The organism is Streptomyces sp. NPDC006872 (assembly GCF_040635845.1).
Classification (GTDB): domain Bacteria; phylum Actinomycetota; class Actinomycetes; order Streptomycetales; family Streptomycetaceae; genus Streptomyces.
In genome coordinates this window covers 88752-113771 of the sequence record NZ_JBEYIL010000010.1, presented here as the reverse complement: position 1 = coordinate 113771, position 25020 = coordinate 88752, and the positions used below count along the sequence as shown (strand labels likewise).

The window sequence follows — 25020 nt, the reverse complement described above, 5'->3', positions numbered from 1 at the left end:
ACGACTGGAAGGGTGTGGCGTACCGATGACCGACTCGAAGCGCGCCGTGGTGCTGGGCGCCGGGCTCGCGGGGATGCTGACAGCGCATGTCCTGGCGGGCCATGTGGACTCCGTCACCGTGCTGGAGCGCGACACGGTGCCCGACGGGCCGTACCTGCGCAAGGGCCTGCCCCAGGCGCGTCACGCGCATCTGCTGATGTCCGGCGGTGCGCGCACGATCGACGGTCTGCTGCCCGGCACCACCGACCGCCTGCTCGCCGCAGGCGCGCACCGGATCGGTCTGCCCGCGGACGTGGTGTCGCTGACGGCCTACGGCTGGCAACAGCGGTTCCCCGGCGCCGAGTTCATGATCACATGCAGTCGGGAGCTGCTCGACTGGACGGTGCGCGACGCCGTGCTGCGCGATCCCCGGATCACCCTGCTCGACGGGGTGGACCTGCTCGGCCCGCTCTCCGCGGCCGGCCGCGTCACCGGGGTCGCCCTCCAGCCACGGGACGGTTCGGCCGGGCCGACGGAGCTGGCGGCGGACTTCGTCGTCGACTGCACGGGCCGGGGTTCACCGGCCAAGAAGTGGCTGGCGGAACTGGGGCTGCCGCCCGTCCGGGAGGAGACCGTCGACTCGGGGCTGCGCTACTCCAGCCGTATCTTCCGCGCCCCGGCCGGAGCGGAGCGGGACTTTCCCGTGGTCAGCGTCTATCCGGACCACCGCTCGGGGCGCCCGGGGCAGAGCGCGGTGCTGGTGCCGATCGAGGGCGGCCGGTGGATCGTCACCGTCTCGGGGACCCGGGGCGCCGAACCGCCGGGCGGCGAGGAGGGGTTCGCCGCGTTCGCCGGAGCGGTCCGGCATCCGATCGTCGGCCGGCTCATCGCCTCCGCCGAACCGGTCACCGACGTCCAGGGCTCACGCAGCACCCACAACCGTCGACTGCACTACGAACAGCTCACCCCCTGGCCGGAAGGGTTCGCCGTGCTCGGCGACGCGCTGGCGGCCTTCAACCCGGTGTACGGGCACGGGATGAGCTGCGCCGCCCACGGCGTGCTCGCCCTCGACGGCGAGCTGCGCCGGCTCGGCGGCCTCGCTCCGCAGCTCGCCCGGCGCGTCCAGCGGGCGGTGAGCGCGGCGATCGACGACGCGTGGATCCTGGCGACCACCCAGGACCTCGGCTACCCGGGCTGCCGCGCGGAGGTCACCGACGCCCGGCTGGCCAACCCCTCCCCCGCGGGACGGCAGTTCGCGGACCTGGTCTCGACGGCCGCGCTCTCCCAGCCCGTCGTGGCGGCGGCGACGATGGAGGTCACCACGCTGTCCGCGCCCCTGACCCGGCTCCGGGCGCCCGAGGTGCTCGCCGCCGTCCAGCGACTCGCCGGCGGCCCGGCCGGCCGTCCTGTCTCCGCCGAACCGCCGCTGCGCAAGGAGGAGTTGGCGTTCCTCGGCCGCTGAGGGAAACGGAAGGAAGCGGAAGAGGGGGCGGTCGGGGGTGCGGAGGCCGCGCGTCGTCTGGCGCAGACAGGTCTCTACGAGTTCGAGCCGGGGCTGACGGGCGCCGAGTTCGCTGTGGCCACCGCACGGCTCCGGCTTGCAGATGCGCCGGTGCTCGTACCGGTGTACTTGCGTCACAACTTGCCCAACCCGTGCGGACCTTCGCCTGTGACGGCCAAAGGGCCTGCCATGATCGTCGTCATGGGGATACACATCGCACCGGCCCAGGTGGGCGACTTCCACCAGGTCCTGACTGATCACTCCCGTTACTGGGGCGAACGCGACCTTCGGTCGCTGCACCTTCTGGCACTGGTGCAGGAGTTCGGTTCCACCTGCCTGGTCGCCCGAGCCCAGGACGGAATCCGTGGGTACATCTTCGGGTTCGTCACCCCGGACGGCACCGGCTACGTGCATCTGATCGCCACGCGGGACGATGCCCGTGGCACCGGTCTCGGGCGTCGTCTGTATGCAGCGTTCGCCGAAGCAGCGGAGCGTCACGGTGCACGGCAGTTGAAGGCGATCACGTCAATCGAGAACACCGGCTCGATCGCCTTCCACCGCAGCCTCGGCTTCGACACGAAGATCGTCGACGACTACAACGGCCCCGGCCGGGCCATGGCCGTCTTCCACCGAGATCTGCCGTTCAACGTCTCGCGCTCCTAGGCCGACGTCACCGAACGGCGCGGCGACCGTCCGCTGGGTACGCACCGACTCGCCCCAGGCATACGGGTTGGAGTTGAAGCCACCCGGCCGCAGGATCGTCCAGTCCGCCGATCCTGTGGACCCTCAACATGCACGGTCGACAACGGTTCGTTGAGCTGGAACGACGGATCACCAAAATCACGCCAAAGGTGTTGACCCAGCGGCTGCGGCAACTCGGATTCACGGGTCTCTGGAGCCGTGTGCGCAGGTTCTCGACGCGCTATCGCGCCGAATCGGTGTCGTAGTCGTGGCGGGCCCGCTCGACGCTGTCGAGGTGGGCAGCGGCCCATTCGGCGAGATGGGCGAAGAGCGGAGCGAGGCCGCGGCCGAGGTCGCTGATCTCGTATTCGACCCGAGGGGGGATCTCCGGGTGGTAGGTGCGCACGATCATGCCGTCGCGTTCATCAAGTCGTAGTAGCGAGTTGGACGAGGTGCCGGGCTGTGTCGGCAGGATCGATGATCTGATGGAGGTGTGCACCGGGCAGGTGTGCCACATGCCAGCCGCGTTCAAGCGCCTCGGCGGCGAGGTCGTCATACGGAGGGCCGAACAGCAAGTAGGAGCAGGGGTGATCATCCCAGCCGTCGGGGACCGGGATGTGTTGCTCGTAGTAGGACAGCGGCAGGGTCGGCTGCTCCTCGATGATGGTCTGCCGCACCATCGGATCAGCGAACATGGGTGCGACCTCTGCCTCGTCCCACCAATCGGTCCAGCGTGGCAGCCTGCCGTTCACAGCCATCGGGCGAAGGAACTCCAGCAACTCGGGTGAGGCGACAGGGGTCGGTCCGGTCCGGGCCGGCAGCGCGGCGTCGACGAAGATCGAGCCGGCTACCGGATGGTCGAGACCCGAGCGGATCGCCGGGAGAAACAAGCCTGCGTTGCTGTGTGCCACCAACGTGACGGGGCTGTCGGCCGGGACCTGCCGGAGGTCGTCGTGGATGGCGTCGACGACGCTCGGCCAGAAGGGCGGAGCGCCGGCGCCTATGTGCAGCAGGGACGGCACCCGCACCTGATGTCCCGCCGCCGTCAGGTGATCGGCCGTAGGGTGCCAGGTCGAGGGGCCTACGGACGGACTGTGCACGAGAACGAAGATCGGCTGCATGCGACGATCCTGTCGCCCATGCCATGGGAGGCGCGACAGTCTTGGCCGACAGCAGAACGCTTCGCCTCAAAACCGCGCTTCTTGCGGTTGCGGGCCTGGTCGGCCTGGTCGGCCTTGTCCGGGATGGTGCAGCGGATCCCGCGCCGCCGCAGGTGAGCGCGGTTCCTGCGAGAGGCGTATGCCACGGTCAATGCGACCCGTGAGCGGACGCAACGAGACCAGTGCTCCGAACGGCGCCAGTGTTTTGATCAGTCCAGGCTGCTTTCTCTTGCCCTTGGCCGACCGCCCCTCTTCGTGTGCCCTGGGGCGTCAGGAGTCGTGCGAGCCGTCCAGGGCCAGGCGGATGAGGTCGTCGGCGTTCATCGAGGCGATGGCCGCCGCGGGGTCGGCGTCGGGCGTGGCGTAGGCGGGTTCCGGGGTCTCGGCGGGTTCCGGGGCGAAGTCCTCCAGGAGGCGGCGGGCGAGGTCGGACGGGCTGGGGTGGTCGAAGACCAGGGTGGCGGGCAGCCGCAGGCCGGTGTCCGCGCTGAGGCGGTTGCGCAGTTCCACGGCGGTGAGCGAGTCGAAGCCGAGGTCCCGGAAGGCCAGGTCGGGATCGACCGCGGCCGCGGAGCCGTGTCCGAGGACCGCGGCGACGCCGGCCAGGACCAGATCGAGCAGGAGTTCCTCCTGCTCGGCCGCCGACAGTGCGGACAGCCGCCGGTCGAGCGGAACGCCCGTCGTCGGCAGGCCGGCCGAGGCGGAGCGCCGGGTCCGCCCTCGGGCGAGTCCGCGCAGGATCGGCGCGGTCAGGCCGGGCTGGAGCACGGCGCTGTCGATGCGCACCGGCGCCAGCAGGGCTTCGTCGATGGTCCGGGCGGTGTCGAAGAGGGCCAGTCCCAGGTCGGTCGGCAGCGGGATGACGCCGCCGCGCGCCATCCGCGCCACGTCCGCCTCGGCGAGCCCGCCGGTGAGCCCGCTGGCCTCGGCCCACAGGCCCCAGGCCAGTGAGGCAGCGGTCAGGCCCCGCGCGTGGCGGTCCTGGGCGAGGGCGTCGAGGAAGGTGTTGGCGGCCGCGTAGTTGGCCTGCCCCGCGCTGCCGAGCAGTCCGGCGAGGGAGGAGAAGAGCACGAAGGCGGAGAGGTCCTGGTCGGCGGTGAGTTCGTGGAGATGGACGGCGCCGTCGACCTTGGCGCGCAGCACGCGCCGCAGCCGGTCGGGCGTCATGGAGTCGACGAGGCCGTCGTCGAGGGCGCCGGTGGCGTGCACCACGCCGGTGAGGGGATGCTCGGCCGGGATGCGCCGCAGGACTGCGGCCAGTGCCTCCCGGTCCGCCACGTCGCACGCCTCCACGGTCACCTGGGCGCCCTCGGCGGCGAGTTCCGCGACCAGTTCCTCGGCACCCGGGGCGTCCGGGCCACGGCGACCGGTCAGCACCAGGTGGCGCACGCCCTGCCGGGAGACGAGGTGACGGGCCAGCAGCCCGCCGAGCGTGCCGGTGCCTCCGGTGATCAGGACCGTGCCGTCCGGGTCGAGCGGCCGGGGCATCCGCAGCACCAGCTTGCCCGTGTGCCTGGCCTGCGACATGAACCGGAACGCCTCCGGCGCCCGCCGCACGTCGAAGGTCCGCACCGGCGCCGTCTCCAGCGCCCCCGATCCGAACAGCGGCATCAGGACCGAGAACAGCCGGGCGATCCCGTCGGCGCCGGCCGCCGCGATCAGATCGAACGCCTGATACGACACTCCCCCATGGTCGGCCGCCGCCTGCTTGGCGTCCCTGACGTCCGTCTTCCCCATCTCCACGAACCGCCCGCCGGCGGCGGTCAGCCGCAGCGACGCGTCCACGAACTCCCCCGCGAGGGAGTTGAGCACCACGTCGACGCCTCGGCCGTCGGTGGCCGCGCGGAACTGCTCCTCGAAGTCGAGCGTGCGGGAACTCGCGATGTGTGCGTCGTCCAGACCGAGGGAGCGCAGGGTGTCCCATTTGCCCTCGCTCGCCGTGGCGAACACCTCGGCGCCCAGGTGACGTGCGATCTGCACCGCGGCCATGCCCACACCGCCCGCACCCGCATGGATCAGCACCCGCTCGCCCGCGCGCAGCCCGCCCAGCTCCACCAGCCCGTAGTAGGCCGTGGTGAACGCCACCGGCACCGACGCGCCCCGCTCGAACGACCATCCGTCGGGCAGCTTCGTCACCATGCGCTGGTCGGCGACGGCGTGCGGGGCGAACCCGCCCTGGAACATGCCCAGGACGCGGTCGCCGACCGCGAACCCCGACACACCGGGCCCCACCGCGGTCACCACGCCCGCGCCTTCGCCGCCCATCGTGGCGTCGGCGTCCGGGTAGACGCCCAGGGCGATCAGCACGTCCCGGAAGTTGAGCCCTGCGGCCCGGATCCCGATCAGCAGGTGCCCCTCGCCCAGTTCCTCGGCCGTCGGCAGCGCCGGTGCCGGGACCAGGGCGAGGTTGTCCAGGGTCCCGGCCCTGACGGTGTCCAGCCACCAGGCTCCGGGCGGCGGTGCCAGCGCGTCGGACTCGGCGATCCTTCCCAGCCGGGGTACCCGCAACTGGCCTTCGCGGACGGCGAGTTGCGGTTCGCCGAGGGCGAGGGACGTACGGACCGCGACGGGCAGCAGCGCACCGGAGCCGGCGGCGGCATCCCGGTCGATCAGGATGCAGCGGTCGGGCTGTTCGCTCTGTACGGCCCGGACGAGTCCGACGATCGCGGCGCTGCCGAGGTCGGCGACCGCTTCGCCGTGCGCCGTGGCCAGCGCTCCGTGCGTGAGGACGACGAGCCGCGCGTCGGCCAGCCGCCGGTCGGCGAGCCAGGCCTGGAGGTCGGTCAGCGTGCGTGCGGCCGCGGTGTGCACGCGTTCGGCCAGTCCCGGGTGCTGGTCCGTGGCCTCCTTCGGCGGGGCGTCGGAGGTCGTGAGAAGGGCGAAGTCCGGTACCGGAGCGCCCGCTTCGACGGCGGCGCCGAGGGCGGCGGGGTCCGGGTACACGGCCGGGGCGATCCCGGCGGCGGTGAGCTCGGCGAGGAGCTCCGCGGTGTCCGGGGCGTCGGGCTCGCCCAGGAGCGCCCAGGCGGCCTCGCTGCCGCTTGTGTCGTCGGCGGGCGGTGCGGTGACGGGCTTCCAGTCGACGGTGAACAGCGCGTCCCGGGTGGCGTCCCGGCCGCCCGCGAGTTGGTCGACGGAGACGGGGCGCAGCACGAGGGAGTCGGCGCGCAGGACCGGCATGCCTTCGCTGTCGCCCACCAGCACGGTGACCGTGTCGGCGCCGTCCGGGACGAGCCGTACGCGCAGCCTTTGGGCGCCCGAGGCGTGCAGCGAGACGCCGTTCCAGGTGAACGGAAGCAGGATCCTGGCGTCCCGGCCGCCGGAACCGGCCAGGCCGTACGCCTGGAGCGCGGCGTCGAGCAGCGCGGGGTGCAGACCGTATCGTCCCGCCTCGTCGCGCTCGCGTTCGCCGAGCGCGACCTCCGCGCAGACCTCGTCGCCGACCCGCCAGACGCGTTCCAGGCCCTGGAAGGCCGGCCCGTAGGCGTAGCCGGAGGCGGCCGCCTGCTCGTAGAAGCCGGTGACGTCGAGGGGGACGGCGTCGGCGGGGGGCCAGGCGGTCAGGTCGAAGTCGGCGGGCGGAGTGGCGGGGGCGAGTACGGCACTGGCGTGCCGCTCCCAGCCGTCGGCGTCGTCGGCCCGGTCGGCGGCGGGACGGGAGTGGACGGTGAGGGCGCGGCAGCCGGTGTGGTCCGGGGGGCCGACGACGAGCTGGATGCGGACTCCGCCGGTCGGCGGGAGGATCAGGGGCGCCTCGAGGGTGAGTTCGTCGAGTCGGCCGCAGCCCGCTTCGTCGGCGGCGCGGACGGCGAGGTCCACGAAGGCGGTGCCGGGCAGCAGGACGGTGCCGGCCACGGCGTGGTCGGCCAGCCAGGGCTGGGTGCGTGCGGAGATCAGGCCGGTGAGCACGAGGTGGCCGAGCTCGGACAGGGTGGTGCCGGCGAGCAGCAGCGGGTGGTCGACGGGGGCGAGTCCGAGTCCGGCGGCGTCGCCGGCTCCGCTGCGGCCGGTGCCGGACTCCAGCCAGAACCGCCGGTGTTGGAAGGCGTAGGTGGGCAGCGGGACGCGGCGGCCGAAGCCGGCGCCGAGGACCGCGGTCCAGTCGACCGGCAGCCCGTGGGCGTGGGCTTCGGCGAGCGAGCCGAGGAAGCGGTCGACGTCGGGTTCGTCGCGGCGCAGCAGGCCGAGGGCCACCGGGGGCCGGTCCGTGTCGTCCAGCACCTCCTCGATGCCGGCGACCAGCACGGGGTGTGCGCTGATCTCGACGAAGGCCGTGTGTCCGGCGTCGACGAGGACGCGTACGGCGTCCGCGAAGCGCACGGTCCGGCGGAGGTTGCGGTACCAGTAGTCGGCGTCCAGGCCGGTGGTGTCCTGTGCGGCGGCGGTGACGGTCGAGTAGAAGGGGATGCGGGCCGGGCGTGGCTCGATGCCGACGAGAAGGTCCGCGAGGCGGTCCTCGATCTCCTCCACGTGGGCGCTGTGCGAGGCGTAGTCGACGGGGATGCGCCGGTGGCGTACGTTCTCGGCCTCGCAGCGGGCGGCGAGTTCGTCGAGTGCCTCGGTGTCGCCGGAGACGACGGTGGAGCCGGGGCCGTTGACCGCGGCGATCGACAGCCGTCCGTTCCACTGCTCCAGTCGGGCGGCTGCCCGCTCGGCGGGTTCGCCGACGGAGAGCATGCCGCCGCGTCCGGACAGGGCCCTGATGGCCTGGCTGCGCAGGGCGACGACCTGTGCGGAGTCCTCCAGGCTGAGGGCGCCCGCCACATAGGCTGCGGCGATCTCGCCCTGCGAGTGTCCGACGACGGCGGCGGGTTCGACGCCGCAGGCGCGCAGCAGTTCGGCGAGGGCGATCATCACGGCCCACAGCACCGGCTGGAGGACGTCGACCCGGGCGTACCGTGCCTGCGCTGCGGCGCCCTCGGCGCGCAGCACCTCCTCCAGGGACCAGTCGACGTACGGGGCGAGGGCCTGCTCGCAGGCGGCGATCTGCGCGGCGAACACCGGTGCGCTGTCGAGCAGTCCGACGGCCATGCCGATCCACTGCGAGCCCTGGCCGGGGAAGACCCATACGACCCGTTCGCCGTGCCGGGCCTGGCCCTCGACGACGCCCGCGGCCGGCGTGCCGGCGGCGAGGCTCTCCAGTCCGTGCAGGAGCCCCTCGCGGTCCGCGGCCAGGACCACGGCGCGGTGGCGCATCGCGGAGCGGGTGGAGTGCAGGGAGTGGGCCAGGTCGGTCAGGGAGACGTCCTGGCCGGGGTCGCTCGCCAGGTGGGCGGCGAGTCGGGCGGCCTGGGCGCGCAGCCCCTCGGGGCTCCTCGCGGAGACGGGGAAGGGGATCGTGCCGACGTCGCTCAGGGCCGGCGCGCCGGGCGCGGGATCCGGCGGCGCGGTGGCCGGGGCGGTGTCGTCGGGGGGCTCCTCCATGATCAGGTGGGCGTTGGTTCCGCTGATGCCGAAGGAGGAGACGCCGACGCGGCGCGGCTGCGGTCCGGCGGGCCAGCTCCGGGCCTCGGTCAGCAGTTGGACGGCGCCCGCCGACCAGTCCACGTGCGGGGTGGGCTCGTCCACGTGGAGGGTCTTGGGCAGGACTCCGTGGCGCATCGCCATGACCATCTTGATGATTCCGGCGGCGGCCGCTGCCGTCATGGTGTGGCCGATGTTGGACTTCACCGAGCCGAGCCACAGCGGGCGCTCGGGGTCGCGGTCCCTGCCGTAGGTCGCGATGAGCGCCTGGGCCTCGATGGGGTCGCCGAGGCTGGTGCCGGTGCCGTGGGCCTCGACCGCGTCGACATCGTCGGCGGCGAGGCCCGCGTCGGCGAGGGCGGCGCGGATCACCCGCTGCTGGGAGGGGCCGTTGGGGGCGGTCAGGCCGTTGCTGGCGCCGTCCTGGTTGACGGCGCTGCCGCGGACGACGGCGAGCACGGGGTGTCCGTGGCGGCGGGCGTCGTCGAGTCGTTCGACCAGCAGCAGACCGACGCCTTCGGACCAGCCCATGCCGTCGGCCGACGCGGCGAACGCCTTGCAGCGGCCGTCGCCCGCGAGGGTGCGCTGCCGGCTGAACTCCACGAAGCCGCCGGGGGTGGAGGTCACCGACACCCCGCCGGCCAGGGCGAGGGAGCACTCGCCGCGGCGCAGGGCCTGGGCGGCCAGGTGGAGGGCGACCAGGGAGGAGGAGCAGCCGGTGTCCACGGTCATGGCCGGGCCTTCGAGGCCGAACTGGTAGGACAGCCGCCCGGAGATGACGCTGCCGGCGGTGCCGGTGAGCACATAGCCCTCGACGCCGTCGGGCATCCGGGCCACGTCGGTGCCGTAGCCGGTCGGGGTGCCGCCGACGAAGACGCCGGTGGCGCTGGCGCGCAGGGACTCCGGGTCGATGCCCGCCCGTTCGAACAGCTCCCAGGTCGTCTCCAGCAGCAGGCGCTGCTGTGGGTCCATGGCGAGCGCCTCGCGGGGGCTGACGCCGAAGAAGTCGGCGTCGAAGTCGCCGGCCGCGTCCAGGAATCCGGCCTCGTCGGTGTAGAAGGTGCCGGGGCGGTCCGGGTCGGGGTCGTAGAGCCCTTCGACGTCCCAGCCGCGGTCGGCGGGGAAGCCGCCGACCGCGTCCGTGCCGGCGGCTATCAGGTCCCAGAGCTCCTCCGGGCCGGTGACGCCGCCGGGGTAGCGGCAGGCCATCGCGACGATCGCGATCGGTTCGTCGGCCCGTGCGGCGGCCGGCTCGACGGGCCCGGCGACCGGCTCCGTCGCCCCGCCGAGCGTGGCCAGGATGTGCTTGGCGAGCAGTTGGGAGGTCGGGTAGTCGAAGAGGAGTGTGGTCGGCAGGGCGAGGCCCGTCTCGTCCTTGAGCCGGTTGCGCAGGTCCACGGTGGTGAGGGAGTCGAAGCCGAGGTCGCGGAAGGGGCGGTCGACGGGGACGGCCATCGGGGCGGAGTGCCCGAGGACCTGGGCGACCTGCGCCCGCACGATGTCCAGGACGATCGCCTCGTGCTCGGCGGGGGTGGCCCGGGCGAGTCGGCGGGCCAGTTCGCCGGCGGCGGGGGCGGCGGTGTCCTGTGCGGCGGCGGCGCGCAGCACGCGTTGTGCGTCGGGGAGTTCGTCGAACAGCGGGCTGGGCCGCAGCGCGGTGAAGCCGGTGAGGAACCGTTCCCAGTCGATGTCGGCGGCGACGACCGTCGTCTCGTCGAGTTCCAGGGCGCGGTCCATCGCGGCGACGGCGCTGCGCGGGTCGATCATGCGCAGACCGCGGCCGGCCAGTGCCTCGCGGGCCCGCTCGTCGTCGGCCATGCCCGAGCCGGCCCAGGGGCCCCAGGCGATGGAGGTCGCCGTCAGGCCGCGGGAGCGGCGGTGCTCGGCCAGGGCGTCGAGATAGGCGTTGGCGGAGGCGTAGACGCCTTGCCGGCCGCTGCCCCACAGGCCGGCGATCGAGGAGAAGAGCACGAAGGCGTCGAGCGGTCGGTCGCCGAGCACGGCGTCCAGCACCCGCGCGCCGACGACCTTGCCGGCGGACAGCCGGTCGCTCTCGGCGAGATCGGTGTCGACGAGCGCGCCGGCCTGGCCGAGGCCGGCCGCGTGGACGACGACCCGCAGCGGGGGGCCGTCGGCGTCTATCTCGGCGACGAGCCGCGCCACCGCCTCCTGGTCGGCCATGTCGCACGCGGCGACGGTGACCTGCGGACCGAGCGCGGTGAGCCGCTGGGCGAGTTCGCGGGCGCCGGGCGCGGAGAGTCCGGATCGGCTGGTCAGTACGAGCCGTTCGGCGCCCTGCTCCGCGGCCCACTGCGCGATGTGCGCGCCGAGACCGCCGGTGCCGCCGGTCACCAGGACGGTTCCGGTGGGCCGCGGGTCGCGTACGGGCGCGCGGTCGGCGGCCGGGGCGCGGACCAGGCGCCGGACGAGGACGCCGGAGTCGCGTACCGCGGCCTGGTCCTCGTCGCCCGGGCCGGCCAGTACGCCGACGGCGCGGGCCCAGGCGCGGGCGTCGGGCCGCTCGGGCAGGTCGACGAGGCCGCCCCACAGCCGGGGGAACTCCAGTCCGACGACCCGGCCGAACCCCCAGATCCGGCCTTGGTCCGGGCGGGTCAGCGGGTCCCGGTCGGCGACGGAGACCGCGCCGCGGGTCAGGCACCACAGGCGGCCGCCGGGTTCGGTGTCGGCGAGGGCCTGGGCGAGCGCGATGGTCGCGGCCATGCCCCGGGAGAGCGCCGGGCGGTCCGCGCGGGCCCGCCCCTCCATGCCCAGGAGGGAGACGACGCCGGCGAGGCCGTCGTCCGGGAGTCCCGCGCGCAGTTCGGCGATCCGCTCGGCCAGCGTCGCGCGGTCGACGTCGGCCGTGGCGACCGGCAGCCGTACCACCCGCGCACCGTGCGCGGCCAGCGCGTCGACGCAGTGCGTGTCGAGGTCGGGCCTGTCGAGGTCGGGCGTGTCGAGGTCGGTGCCGTCCGGGTCCTCGGCCGACACGACGAGCCAGGTGCCGGTGAGCGTCGGCTCGGGGGGTGCGGTGAGCGGCCGCCAGGCGACGCGGTAGCGGCATGCGTCGACGGTCGCGCCGAGTCGGCGGCTGTCGCGCCAGGCGGCCAGTGAGCCGAGCGCCGGCTCCAGCGCGGCGCGTCCCGAGGGGCCGGGCAGGTCGAGGAGGGCGGTGAGGGCGTCGAGGTCCTGGTCCTCGACCGCCGCCCAGAAGCGCGCCTCTTCGGGCCGCGCGCTGTCGGTGACCTCGGCGGGAGCGGCCTGCGCGCCGGGCGCGTTCTCCAGCCAGAACCGTTCCCGCTGGAAGGCGTAGGTGGGCAGGTCGGCACGGGCCGCGCCTTGGTGGGCGAGCAGCGGACGCCAGTCCACGTCGAGACCGCTGGTGAACGCCTGGGCGAGCGCGGTACGCAGTCCCGTGCTGCCGTCGTCGGGGCGCAGGGTGGCGAGCGTGACCGCTGCGGCCTGCACGGAGTCGATCGTGCCGCGCAGGGCGGTGCTGAGCACGGGGTCGGGCCCGACCTCGATGAAGGCGTCGTGCCCCTGACGCAGCAACAGGCGGACCGTTTCCTCGAAGCGGACGGTCCGGTGGAGGTTGGCGTACCAGTGCTCCGCGTCGAGCGCGTCGGTCTCCACCCGGCCGGCGGTGACCGAGGAGTAGAGGGGCACGGTGGGGGCGGTCGGCCGGATCTCGGCCAGCTGGGTCAGCAGCCGCTCGCGCAGCGGCTCGATCCGGGCGGAGTGCTCGGCGTGGCGGGCCGGGAGTCTGCGGGCGGGTACGTCGGCTGCGGCGCAGTCGGCGAGAAGTTCGTCCACAGCGGTCCGGTCGCCGGAGACGAGGACGGACGCCGGGCCGTTGACCTCGGCGACGGACAGACGGCCGGCGTAGGCGGCGATGAGCTCGGCCACCTGCTCCACCGGGGCGTCGACCGACGCCGTGCCACCGTCTGCGGGCAGCTCCGCAACGGCCTTGCCGCACAGGGCGACGATCTTCGCGCCGTCCTCCAGCGACAGCGCGCCCGCGACGCACGCGGCCGCGATCTCGCCCTGGGAGTGGCCGACCACGGCGGCGGGCCGTATGCCGAAGGAGTCCCAGAGCGCGGCGAGCGAGACCGTCACCGCCCACAGGACCGGCTGCGCGACGTCGGGCCGGTCCGGCCACTGGTCGGCCCCCGAGCGCAGGACGTCGGTCAACGACCAGTCGACGTACGGCGCGAGCGCCGTCTCGCACGCGGCGATCCGCTCGGCGAAGACGGGGGCGGAGTCCAGCAGATCGACGGCCGTGCTCAGCCAGGGCGCACCCTGGCCGGGGAAGACGAACACGGGGCGGGTGACCTGGCGCGCCGGGCCCCGCACGACATCCGGTGCGGGCTCCCCCGCGGCCAGGGACTCGAGGCCCGCGACCAGCTCGGCGCGGTCGGCGGCCAGGACCACCGCGCGGTCGTCGAGGGCGGAGCGGTGCACGGCGAGGGTGAGCGCGATGTCCGGGAGCGGGGTGTCCGGGTCGATCCGCGCGAAGCGGGCCAGCCGGGCGGCGTGGGCCCGTAGCCCGTCCTCGCCTCGGGCGGAGACGACGAAGGGCAACGCTCCCGACGGCGTTGCCGTGGCGCGGCTGCTCTCCTGGTCCACCGGGGCTGCGGGCTCCTCCAGGATCACGTGGGCGTTCGTGCCGCTGGCTCCGAACGCCGAGACGCCGGCCCGGCGGGGTTCGCCGTTCGCCGCGCGAGGCCAGTCGACGGTGTCGGTGAGCAGCTCGACCGTGCCGGACGACCAGTCCACGCGCGGTGTCGGCTCGTCCACGTGGAGCGTCTTGGGCAGGGCGCCGTGGCGCATCGCCATGACGGTCTTGATGACGCCGGCCACTCCGGCGGCGGCCTGGGTGTGTCCGAGGTTGGACTTGACCGCGCCGAGCCGCAGCGGCCGGTCGGGCGAGCGGCCGGGCCCGTAGGCGGCGATGAGGGCCTGCGCCTCGATGGGGTCGCCGAGGCGGGTGCCGGTGCCGTGCGCCTCCACGGCGTCGATGTCCGCCGGGGCCAGGCCCGCGTTGGCGAGGGCCTGCTCGATCACCCGTTGCTGGGAGGGGCCGTTGGGGGCGGTCAGGCCGTTGCTCGCGCCGTCCTGGTTGACCGCGGTGCCGCGGACCACGGCGAGCACGGGGTGTCCGTGGCGACGCGCGTCGGAGAGCCGCTCGACCAGGAGCATCCCGGCGCCCTCGGCCCAGCCCGTGCCGTCGGCGGAGGCGGCGAAGGGCTTGCAGCGGCCGTCGGTGGACAGGCCGCGCTGCCGGCTGAACTCGATGAACGCGGCCGGGGTCGCCATCACGGTCACCCCGCCGGCCAGGGCCAGGGTGCACTCGCCCTGCCGCAGGGCCTGGACCGCGAGGTGCAGGGCGACCAGCGACGACGAGCACGCGGTGTCCACGGTCACCGCGGGTCCTTCGAGTCCGAGGACGTAGGAGACCCGGCCCGACATCACGCTGCCCACGCTGCCGGTGAGCGCGTATCCCTCGACGCCGTCGGGCATCCGCTCCACGCCGGCTCCGTAGCCGGTGGGCGTGCCGCCGACGAAGACGCCGGTGGGGCTGCCCTTGAGCGCGCGTCCGTCGACCCCGGCGCGTTCGAAGGCCTCCCAGGCGGTCTCCAGCAGCAGCCGCTGCTGCGGGTCCATGGCCAGCGCCTCGCGCGGGCTGATCCCGAAGAAGCCGGGGTCGAACTCGCCCGCGCCGTCCAGGAAGCCGCCCTCGCGCACATAGCTGGTGCCCAGGTGGTCGGGGTCGGGGTGGTAGAGGTCGTCCAGCGGCCAGCCGCGGTCGACGGGGAAGCCGCCGACCGCGTCCGCGCCGTCGGCGACCAGTCGCCACAGGTCCTCGGGCGAGCGGACGCCGCCGGGGTAGCGGCAGGACATGCCGATGACGGCGATCGGCTCGGGCCGCTCCAGCTCCGCGATCCGGGCGCGGGCCCGCTGCAACTCGACCGTGGCGCGCTTCAGGTAGTCCCGCAGCTTGTTGTCGCCGCCGCTGTGTTCGCCGCTCGTGTTGTCGCCGCTGGTGTGGTCGCCGCCGCTCATGAGGGGTCACCTTTCGGGGCCTGCCCGGGGGCTTCGAGATGGTGGTCGAGAAGTGCGAACAGTTCGTCGTCGGAGGCGCTCTCCACGCCGGTTCCGTCCGGCGGCGCGGTGTCCTCCCGGTCGAGGGCGGAGAGCCGTTCCAGGAAGCGCCGCATGCGCAGCGTGACCCGGGCCCGCAGTTGCGGGTCCTCGTCGGCCACCCGGCCGAACGCCGCTTCCAGGCCGTCGAGTTCGGCGAGGACGGGGGCGAGCACGGAGACATCGCCGTCGGTGAGGTCGGCCCGTAGCCGGGCGGCCAGTTCGACGGGGGTCGGGCAGTCGAACACCACGGTGCTCGGCAGGTCGACGCCGGCGGCGCGGCTGAGCCGGTCCCGGAGTTCTACGGCGGTGAGGGAGTCGAACCCGAGGTCGCTGAAGGCCTGGTGGTCCTGCACCTGACCGGCCGAGTCATGGCCGAGGACGGCGGCGACCTCGCCGCGCACCAGGTCCAGCAGCAGCGTGTCGCGTTCCGCGGGTCCCACGGCGGCCAGCCGGGCGGCCAGTGCGGGGCCCGCCCGCCCCGGGCCGGCGGCCGAGGCGTCCCGGGCTTCCCGGGCCTCCCGCGCGGCGAGGGCGGCGCCGACCTCGGGCAGGTCGGCGAGCAGGGGGCTCGGACGCAGGGAGGTGAAGCGGGGGGCGAAGGCGGTCCAGTCCACGTCGGCGACGATCAGCTCGGTGTCGCCCAGGCCCACCGCGCGCGCCATGGCGTCCACGGCAGACCCCGGGTCCATCGAGCGCAGACCGCGCCGGGCGAGCTGGTCCGCGCCGTCCTGTTCGGCCATGCCGCCGCCCGCCCAGGGTCCCCAGGCGATCGACGTGGCGGTCAGTCCGCGGGCCCGCCGGTCCTGGGCCAGTGCGTCGAGGTGGGCGTTGGCGGCGCCGTAGACGCCCTGGGCGCCGCTGCCCCAGGCGCCGGCCACGGAGGAGAACAGGACGAACGCGTCCAGCGGCCGCTCGCCCAGCACGGCGTCGAGGTGGCTCGCGCCCGCGGCCTTTCCTCCGGTGATCGCGGCGGCCTCGGCCGGGCCGGTGTCCGTGATCGGGGCGGTCTGGGTGACTCCGGCGGCGTGCACCACCGCGCGCAGCGGCGGTCCGGCGGCGTCGATCCGCTCGACGAGGCCTGCCACGGCGGTCCGGTCGGCCAGGTCGCAGCTCTCGATGAGCACGTCGGCGCCCGCGGCGGTCAGTTCGGCCGCGAGGTCCTCGGCCCCCGGGGTCCGCGCGCCCCGCCGGCCGGCCAGGACGACGCGCTGCGCGCCCGCCGTGGCGGCCCAACGGGCCATGTGCGCGCCCAGGCCGCCGGTGCCGCCGGTGATGAGGACCGTTCCGGCGGGCTGCCACGGCCGGTCGTCGGCGCCGACCGCCGCACGGGTCAGGCGCCGTACGTGGACGCCGTCGGGACGGATCGCGACCTGGTCCTCGGCGCCGTGGGCGATGACGTCGGCGAGGCGGGACGCCACGGACTCGTCCGGCAGGGGCGGTTCGGCGCCGTCGGGGGCCGTGATGTCGACCAGTCCGCCCCAGACGCCGGGCAGTTCGAGCGCGGCGCTGCGGCCGAGCCCCCAGATCTGGGCCTGTTCGGCGTGCGTGACCGGATCGTCGTCCCCGCTGGACACCGCGCCGGAGGTCACGCACCACAGGCGACTGCCGGGGTGGACGTCGGTGAGCGCCTGGAGGAGTTCGAGGGTGGCCGCCAGGCCGTGGGTGAGACCGGGCAGGCCGGCGCGCTCCCCCGGCAGGTCGGCCAGCAGGGAGACCACGCCGTCGAGGGGGCCGAGGCCGCGCAGGCGGTCGGCGAGCGTGCCGCGGTCGCACTCCGGCGCGTCGATGCGGAGTCGGGTCACCGAGGCTCCGCGTTGTTCGAGGCCGCGCGCGCAGGCGTCGGAGAGGCGGCTCTCCGGGTGGCTCACCACCGCCCAACTGCCGGACAGTGCGCCGCCGTCGGCCGACCGCCCGGTCCACGGCGTCCACTCGGCGCGGTAGCGCCAGGTGTCCGGCGTGCCGCCGGGAGCGGTCCCTGGATCGGACAGCGGTTGCAGCCAGTAGCGCCGGCGCTGGAAGGCGTAGGTGGGGAGGTCGACCGGGGTGCGGCGGCCTTCGAAGAAGGCCGACCAGTCCACCGGGGTTCCGTGGACGTGCAGCGTGCCGAGAGCGGCGACGAGCGTGGCCCGTTCCGGTCGGTCCCGGCGGACGGTCGCGACGGCGAGGGTGTCGGAGGCGGGGTCGAGGCACTGGCGTGCCATCCCGGTCAGCACTCCGTCGGGCCCGACCTCCAGCAGCAGGGCTCCGCCCTGGGCGTCCAGGGCGGCGACGCCGTCGGCGAAGCGCACGGCGCCGCGTACCTGGCGTACCCAGTACTCGGGTTCCTCCAGCTCGCCCGGCTCGGCGACGGCCCCGGTGAGGTTCGAGACCAGCGGGATGCGCGGGGCCGCGTACGAGACGCTCTCCAGGACGGTGCGGAACTCGGCCAGCATCGGTTCCATGCGCGCCGAGTGGAAGGCGTGGCTGACCGAGAGCCGTCGGGCGTTGTGGCGCTGCTTCGTGAAGCGGGCCGCCATGGCGAGGACGGCGGCCTCCGCACCGGAGACGACCACCGAGGTCGGCCCGTTGACGGCGGCGATCTCGACGGCCTCCACCCCCTCCAGCGCCGACCTCACCTCGTCCTCGGTCGCCCGCACCGCCACCATCGCGCCGCCGGTCGGCAGCGCCTGCATCAACCGCCCCCGCGCCGCCACGACGACAGCGGCGTCCGGCAGTGACCACACCCCTGCCACATGCGCCGCCGCGAGCTCGCCGATCGAGTGTCCGAGGAGGAGGTCCGGTCGCACGCCCAGGGACTCCAGGAGGCGGAACAGCGCGACCTCGACGGCGAACAGCGCGGCCTGGGTGAACACCGTCTCGTCCAGCAGCCCCTGCGTGCCCTCGGCTCCGAGGACCACGTCCCGCACCGAGTGCGTGACATGCCCCGCCAACTGCCGGTCCAGCTCGAACACCGTCGCGTCGAAGGCCTCGGCGAACACGGGGAAGGCGCTGTGGAGTTCACGGCCCATGCCGACCCGTTGGCTTCCCTGACCGCTGAACAGCAGGGCCAGCGGGGCGTCGGAGCGCACGCTGCCCGTCACGACACCGCCGGTCCCGCCTTCCGGGGTGAGGTCGGCGAGTGCGGTGAGTGCGGCGAGCAGTTCGGTCCGGTCCCCGGCCGGGACCACGGCACGGTGGTCCAGTGCGGTGCGGGTGGTGGCCAACGCGGCGGCGAGGTCGGCCGGGGCGAGGTCGGCGCCGTCCGCTTCCAGGTGGGCGCGCAGCCGCTCGGCCTGGGCCGCGAGGGCCTGGGGCGTCTTGGCGGAGAGCAGGTACGGCAGGACGCCCGGGTCGGCCTGCGGTGGTGCGGTGGACGGGGTCGGGTCGTCGCAGGGCTCGGGTGCGCAGTGTTCGAGCACGGTGTGCGCGTTGGTCCCGCTGATCCCGAACGCCGACACGGCGGCGCGGCGCGGGCGGCCGGTCTCCGGCCAGGGGCGTGCCTCGGTCAGCAGTTCCACCGCGCCCGCCGACCAGTCCACATGCGGCGTCGGCTCGTCCACGTGCAGCGTTGCGGGCAGCACTCCGTGCCGCATCGCCATGACCATCTTGATGACGCCCGCGACCCCGGCGGCGGCCGTGGTGTGGCCGATGTTGGACTTGAGCGCGCCCAGCCAGAGCGGTTCGTCCGGGCGCCGTTCCCGGCCGTAGGCGGCCAGCAGTGCCTGGGCCTCGATCGGGTCGCCGAGTGCGGTGCCGGTGCCGTGCGCCTCGACGGCGTCCACGTCCGGTGCGCTCAGCCGTGCGTCGGCCAGCGCCCGGCGGATGACCCGCTGCTGCGAGGGTCCGTTGGGCGCGGTCAGGCCGTTGCTGGCGCCGTCCTGGTTGACCGCCGAGCCGAGGACGGTCGCCAGGACGCGGTGGCCGTTGCGCCGTGCGTCGGAGAGGCGTTCGACGAGCAGCATGCCGATGCCCTCGGCCCAGCCGGTGCCGTCGGCGGCGGCCGCGAAGGGCTTGCAGCGGCCGTCGGCGGACAGCACGCGCTGTCGGCTGAAGTCCACGAACAGGCCGGGGTTGGCCATCACCGTGACGCCGCCGGCCAGCGCCATCGTGCACTCCCCGGCGCGCAGCGCCTGGACGGCGAGGTGGAGGGAGACCAGGGAGGAGGAGCAGGCGGTGTCGACCGTGACGGCGGGGCCCTCCAGGCCGAAGGTGTAGGCGAGGCGGCCGGAGGCGACGCTCGCGGCGTTTCCGGTGCCGAGGTAGCCGCCGAGTTCGTCGGGCAGCTCCATGCCGGCCAGGTAGCCGATGTTGGCGGCGCCGACGAACACGCCGGTGGCGGAGCCGCGCAGGGCGGCCGGGTCGATGCCGGCCCGTTCGAACAGCTCCCACGAGGTCTCCAGGAGCAGCCGCTGCTGCGGGTCCATCGCCAGCGCCTCGCGCGGCGAGATCCCGAAGAAGCCGGCGTCGAAGTCGGCCGCGTGTTCGACGAAGCCGCCCTCGCGGACATAGCTGGTGCCGGGATGGTCGGGGTCGGGGTGGTAGAGCCCTTGGACGTTCCAGCCGCGGTCGGTGGGGAAGCCGGTCAGTCCGTCGCGGCCGTCGACCAGCAGCTGCCAGAGGTCCTCGGGGGACATGACGCCGCCGGGGAAGCGGCAGGCCATGGCGACGATGGCGATCGGGTCGCGGTCGGCGCCCGGCGTGGCCGCGGGCGTGGGGGCGGCGGGCGGGGTCTCGGCGCCGAGGAGTTCGGTGCGCAGGTATCCGGCGAGCGCGGTGGTGGTCGGGTGGTCGAAGACGAGGGTGGCGGGCAGTCGGCGTCCGGTGAGCGCGGCGAGCCGGTTGCGCAGGTCGACCGCGATGAGGGAGTCGAAGCCGAGGTTCTTGAAGGCGGCGGTGACGTCCACGGCTCGGGCGTCGTCGTGGCCGAGGACCGCGGCGACCTGGGCGCGGACCAGGTCGGTGAGCGTCCGTTCCTGGTCGGCCGGGTCGAGGGCGAGCAGGTCGCGGACGAAGTGGTCGGCGGCCGGGCCGCCGCTCGCGGCCGAGGCGGTACGGCGTACGGGTCCGCGGACGAGGCCGCGCAGCAGTCCCGGCAGCACGCCGGCGTCGGCTTGGGCGCGCAGGGCGGCGCGGTCCAGCCGGAGCGGCACCGCCACGGGCTCGTCGGCCGCGGTCGCGCGGTCGAACAGGTCGAGGGCGGTCGCGGAGGACAGGGGGACGACGCCGGAGCGGGCCATCCGCCGGCGGTCGGCCTCGGCGAGCCGGCCCGTCATGCCGCTGGCCCGCTCCCAGAACCCCCAGGCCAGCGAGACGGCCGGCAGTCCTTGTGAACGCCGTTGCTGGGCCAGGGAGTTGAGGAAGGCGTTGGCGGCGACGTAGTTGCCCTGGCCCGCGCTGCCGAGGATGCTCGCGGCCGAGGAGAAGAGGACGAACGCGGACAGGTCGAGGTCGCGGGTCAGCTCGTGCAGATGGACGGCCGCGTCGACCTTGGGCCGCAGGACCGCGGTGAGCCGCTCGGGGGTCAGCGAGTCGATGACGCCGTCGTCCAGGACGCCCGCGGCGTGCACGACCGCGGTGAGCGGCCGGTCCGCGGGGATCGCGGCCAGCAGCCGTTCGAGCGCGGCCCGGTCGGCGGCGTCGCAGGCGGCGATGTCGGCGGTGGCGCCGAGCGCCGCCAGTTCGGCCCGCAGTTCGGCGCAGCCGTCGGCGTCGGGGCCGGTGCGGCTGGTGAGCAGCAGATGCCGTACGCCGTGTTCGGCGGCCAGGTGGGCGGCGATCAGCCGGCCCAGGGTGCCGGTGCCGCCGGTGACGAGGACGGTGCCCTCGGCGCGGAACGGCCGGGTCGAGGCGCGCTGTCCGCCCTGGTGGGCGGTGAGGCGCGGGGCGAGGAGGTCGCCGTCGCGTACGGCGACGGCGGGTTCCCCGCAGCCGGGGACGGCGGCCAGCGCCCGGCCCCAGGTCTCGGGCTGCGCGGCGGGCAGGTCGGCCAGGAGGAACTGGTCGGGGTATTCGGTCTGCGCGGAGCGCAGCAGCCCCCAGGCCGCGGCCGACGGCAGGTGCGGCACGTCCTCGTCCGGTGCGGCGGCGACCGCGCCGCCGGTCGCGACGACCAGCCGTGCGGTCGCGAAGCGGGGGTCGCCGGTCCAGGTGTGCAGGACGGGCAGCAGGTCGGCGGCCGCCGCGTGGGCCGCCGCGGTGAGCGGCGCGTCGCCCGGCTCCACCGGGTACAGGACGGTGTCCGGCAGTGCGGCTCCCTGGTCCAGGGTGGCGGCCAGCGTTTCGAGGTCGGGGAAGGTGTGCACGTGGGCGCCCGAGTCGCGCAGCGCGTGCGCGAGGCCGCGGGGGTCGGCGCCGAGCACCGCCCAGGTCGCGTCGGCCGAAGCCGCGCAGGCGGCGGTGGAACCGACGGACACCCACTCGACCCGGTACAGCGCGTCGGGCCGGTGTTCGAGGGCGGCGCGTGCCGGCTCGGCGGCGGCGCGGGCGGACACGGTGTCGATGCGGGCCACCGGCTGCCCGGTGGGGTCGGCCAGCAGCACGGCGTGCCGCACGGGTCGGTCGGCGGGGCCTTCGAGGGGGCGCACCCGGACCCGTAGGGCGGTGGCGCCGGCCGCGTACAGGGCGATCCCGCCGAGCGTGTCGGGCGACGCGGGTGCGGCGGGTACGGCCGGGTCGTCGTCGCACAGCCGCAGGCGCAGCGCGGCGTCGAGCAGGGCGGGGTGCAGGCCGTATGCGCCCGCGTCCTCGGCGTGTTCCTCGGGCAGGGCGACCTCGGCGAAGAGCTCCCCCTCGCGTCGCCAGGCCGCGCGCAGGCCGCGGAAGGCGGGGCCGAGGGTGTGTCCGGCGGCCGTCGACCGGTCGTGGAGGCCGGCCGGTTCGAGGGGTTCGCTGCCGGGCGGCGGCCATGCCTCGTCGTCGGCGTGGGGCGCGGGCCGGCCCGGGCGCAGCAGGCCGGTGGCGTGCCGGGTCCAGGACGCTTCGGAGTCCGCGTCGGACGGCCGGGAGAACACGGTGAGCGAACGGCGGCCGTCCGGCGCGGGCGCGCCGACGGCGACCTGCAGCCGTAGCGCCTCGGCGCCCAGTTCCAGGGGCGCTTCCAGGGACAGTTCCTCGATCTGGTCGCAGCCCGCCTCGTCGCCGGCGCGGATCGCCAGCTCGACCAGGGCCGCGGCCGGGAGCCGTACGGCGCCGTCCACGGTGTGGTCGGCGGGCCAGGCCAGGGCGCGGGCGGTGAGCTGTCCGGTGAGCAGCAGACCGCCGCCGTCCGCGAGTGCCGCGGTCGCGCCGAGCAGGGGATGCCCGGTCGGCAGGAGGCCGAGTCCGGCCGCGTCGCGGGCCGGGTCGGTGGGGGGCTGGAGCCAGAAGCGGCGGCGACGGAAGGGGTAGGTGGGCAGGTCGACGCGGCGCGGCGGGCCGGCGTGTCCGGCGAACAGGCGGCGCCAGTCGACGGTGAGGCCGTGCGTGTGCGCCACGGCCAGGGCCTCGGCGAAGCGGCCGGGGCCGCCGTCGCCTCGCCGCAGGGTGTCGAGGACGACCGCGGGCGCGTCGGCGGCCTCGACGGCGTCCTGCAGCGCCACGGTGAGCACCGGGTGGGCGCTGACCTCGATGAACGCGGTGTGGCCGGCGGCGAGCAGCGCGCCGACGGCGGTGTCGAAGCGCACCTGTCGGCGCAGGTTGTCGTACCAGTAGTCGGTGTCCAGGGCGGCGGTGTCCAGCAGGGCGCCGGTGGTCGAGGAGTAGTAGGGCACGGTGGCGGCGGTCGGGGCGAGCCCGGCGAGCTCCTTGGTCAGCCGGTCGTGGATGGCCTCGACCTGTGCGGAGTGCGAGGCGTAGTCGACCGGTATGCGGCGGGCCCACACGCCCTGGGCCTCGCACACGGCGAGGAGTTCGTCGATGGCGGGCTGGTCGCCGGCGACGGTGACCGAGTGGGGGCCGTTGACCGCGGCGACGGTGAGTTCTCCGTCGAGCGGGCCGATCAGCTCGTGCGCACGGGCGGCCGGCAGCGAGACCGAGGCCATGCCGCCGCGGCCGGCCAGCTCCAGGAGGGCGCGGCTGCGCAGGGCCACGACCTTGGCGCCGTCCGCGAGGGTCAGGCCGCCCGCGACGCAGGCCGCCGCGATCTCGCCCTGCGAGTGGCCCACCACGGCGGCGGGGCGCACTCCGTGCGCCTGCCAGAGCCGGGCGAGGGCGACCATGACGGCCCACAGCACGGGCTGGACGACGTCGACCCGCTCCAGCCACTCCTCGTCCGCGGAGCGCAGCACGTCGGTGGCCGACCAGTCGACATGGGGAGCGAGGGCTGCCTCGCACTCGGTGAGCGTCGCGGCGAACTCCGGTGCGGTGTCCAGGAGTTCCCGGGCCATGCCCGCCCACTGCGCGCCCTGGCCCGGGAAGACGAAGACGGGGCGCCGGTCGTGTCCGGCCACGGCGGTGGCGCCTTCGCCGCGGGCCAGGGCGCGCAGCCGTTCGGCGAAGCCGTCGAGGTCGGCGGCGGTCACGACGGCGCGGTGTGCCAGCGCCGACCTCGTGGTGGCCAGGGAGAAGGCGACGTCGTCGGGTGCGAGGCCGGCGGGTGCGGCGGCGACGAAGGTCGCCAGCCGGTCCGCCTGGGCGCGCAGGTCTTCGTCGTCGCGCGCGGACAGGATCCAGGGTGCGGGCGGCCGGTCCGCCAGCGCGGCCGGGTGGGGCGCGGGTCCGTCGTCGTCCGGGGCCTGTTCGAGGACGACGTGGGCGTTGGTGCCGCTGATGCCGAAGGAGGAGACCGCAGCGCGCCGGGGCCGGCCCTCCGTGTCGGGCCAGGGCCGTGTCTCCGTCAGCAGGCGTACGGTGCCGGCCGACCAGTCGACGTGCGGGGTGGGTTCGTCCACGTGCAGCGTCCGTGGCAGCAGGCCGTGGCGCAGGGCCATCACCGTCTTGATCACCCCGGCCACGCCGGCGGCGGCCTGGGTGTGGCCCAGGTTGGACTTGACGGCGCCGAGCAGCAGCGGCCGTCGCGGGTCGCGGCCCTGCCCGTAGGTGGCGAGCAGGGCCTGGGCCTCGATCGGGTCGCCGAGGGTGGTGCCGGTGCCGTGGGCCTCGACCGCGTCGACGTCGTCGGCCGTCAGCCGGGAGTTGGCGAGCGCCTGCCGGATCACCCGGCGCTGGGAGGGCCCGTTGGGGGTGGTGAGGCCGCTGCTGGCGCCGTCCTGGTTGACCGCGCTGCCGCGTACCACGGCGAGCACCCGGTTGCCGTCGCGGCGCGCGTCGGAGAGTCGTTGCAGCAGGACCAGTCCGGCGCCCTCGGACCAGCCGGTGCCGTCCGCCGCGGCGGCGAACGCCTTGCAGCGGCCGTCGGGGGCCATCCCGCGCTGTCGGCTGAACTCGCTGAACATGCCGGTGTTGGACATGACGGTGACCCCGCCGGCGAGCGCCATGGTGCACTCGCCGGCGCGCAGCGCCTGGACGGCGAGGTGCAGCGCGACCAGGGAGGACGAGCACGCCGTGTCGACCGTGACGGCGGGCCCTTCGAGCCCGTACACGAAGGCGAGGCGGCCGGACAGCACGCTGATGATGGTCCCGGTGCCCAGATAGCCGCCGACGCTCTCGGGCACCTGCTGGAAGCCGGTGCCGTAGCCGGAGGAGCCGGCGCCGACGAACACGCCGGTGCGGCTGCCGCGCAGCGCGTCGCGGTCCAGGCCGGCGCGTTCGAACAGCTCCCATCCCACTTCGAGCAGGACCCGCTGCTGGGGGTCCATCGCCAGTGCCTCGCGCGGGCTGATGCCGAAGAACTCGGGGTCGAAGTCCGCCGCGTGGTCGAGGAAGCCGCCGCTGCGGGCGTAGCTCTTGCCGGGGGCGTCGGGGTCGGGGTCGTAGAGTCCTTCCAGGTCCCAGCCGCGGTCGTCGGGCATGGGGCCGATCGCGTCCTCGCCCTCGGCCACCAGCCGCCAGAGGTCCTCGGGCGAGGCCACCTGGGCCGGGTAGCGGCAGGCCATGGCGACGATCGCGATCGGCTCCGTCTCCCGCTGCTCGGCGCGGCGCAGCTCGGCCCGCGCGTCGTGCAGTTCCGCGGCCACCCGCTTGAGGTAGCCGACCAGCTTCTCGCTCTCCGGCGTGTCGCCATCCTGCATCGTGGTG

Annotated in this window: 5 protein-coding genes and 4 pseudogenes; 3 read left to right on the top strand and 6 right to left on the bottom strand. The window is 74.9% G+C overall.

The genetic code is table 11. The annotated features are described in order from the left end of the window. Positions 1–25 precede the first annotated feature (25 nt). Entirely contained in the window at positions 26–1441 is a 1416-nt protein-coding gene (locus ABZ725_RS28205; protein WP_358805343.1) for an enterotoxin, read from the top strand. Positions 1442–1669: 228 nt separating this feature from the next. Next, a complete protein-coding gene (locus ABZ725_RS28200) occupies positions 1670–2143 on the top strand; it encodes a GNAT family N-acetyltransferase (protein ID WP_358805627.1) in 474 nt (157 codons plus the stop codon). Here the strand turns inward: ABZ725_RS28200 and ABZ725_RS28195 are convergent. Further along, positions 2141–2248 (bottom strand): annotated as a pseudogene (locus ABZ725_RS28195) (NmrA family transcriptional regulator); the annotation flags it as partial. The gene ABZ725_RS28200 and the pseudogene ABZ725_RS28195 overlap by 3 nt on opposite strands. Between ABZ725_RS28195 and ABZ725_RS28190 the strand changes: the two are divergent. After that, positions 2245–2358: pseudogene (locus ABZ725_RS28190) on the top strand (winged helix-turn-helix transcriptional regulator); the annotation flags it as partial. The pseudogenes ABZ725_RS28195 and ABZ725_RS28190 sit on opposite strands and share 4 nt — an antisense overlap. 44 nt (positions 2359–2402) lie before the next feature. On the opposite strand, the pseudogene ABZ725_RS28185 reads toward ABZ725_RS28190, so the two are convergent. The 5 genes and pseudogenes from ABZ725_RS28185 to ABZ725_RS28165 form a co-directional block, all read right to left on the bottom strand. Next, a pseudogene (locus ABZ725_RS28185) lies at positions 2403–2594 on the bottom strand (helix-turn-helix domain-containing protein); the annotation flags it as partial. After that, the gene (locus ABZ725_RS28180; RefSeq protein WP_358805342.1) at positions 2587–3282 is read right to left on the bottom strand and encodes an alpha/beta hydrolase; all 696 of its coding nucleotides are present in this window, start codon (positions 3280–3282) and stop codon (positions 2587–2589) included. The gene ABZ725_RS28180 and the pseudogene ABZ725_RS28185, both read right to left, overlap by 8 nt. 71 nt (positions 3283–3353) lie before the next feature. Then, a pseudogene (locus ABZ725_RS28175) lies at positions 3354–3464 on the bottom strand (IS5/IS1182 family transposase); the annotation flags it as partial. Between the two features lie 127 nt (positions 3465–3591). Then, positions 3592–14847, bottom strand: coding sequence for a type I polyketide synthase (locus ABZ725_RS28170; protein WP_358805341.1), 11256 nt, complete (start codon positions 14845–14847; stop codon positions 3592–3594). After that, entirely contained in the window at positions 14844–25013 is a 10170-nt protein-coding gene (locus tag ABZ725_RS28165) for an SDR family NAD(P)-dependent oxidoreductase (RefSeq protein WP_358805340.1), read from the bottom strand. The genes ABZ725_RS28170 and ABZ725_RS28165 overlap by 4 nt, the downstream gene beginning before the upstream one ends. Between the last annotated feature and the right edge of the window lie 7 nt (positions 25014–25020).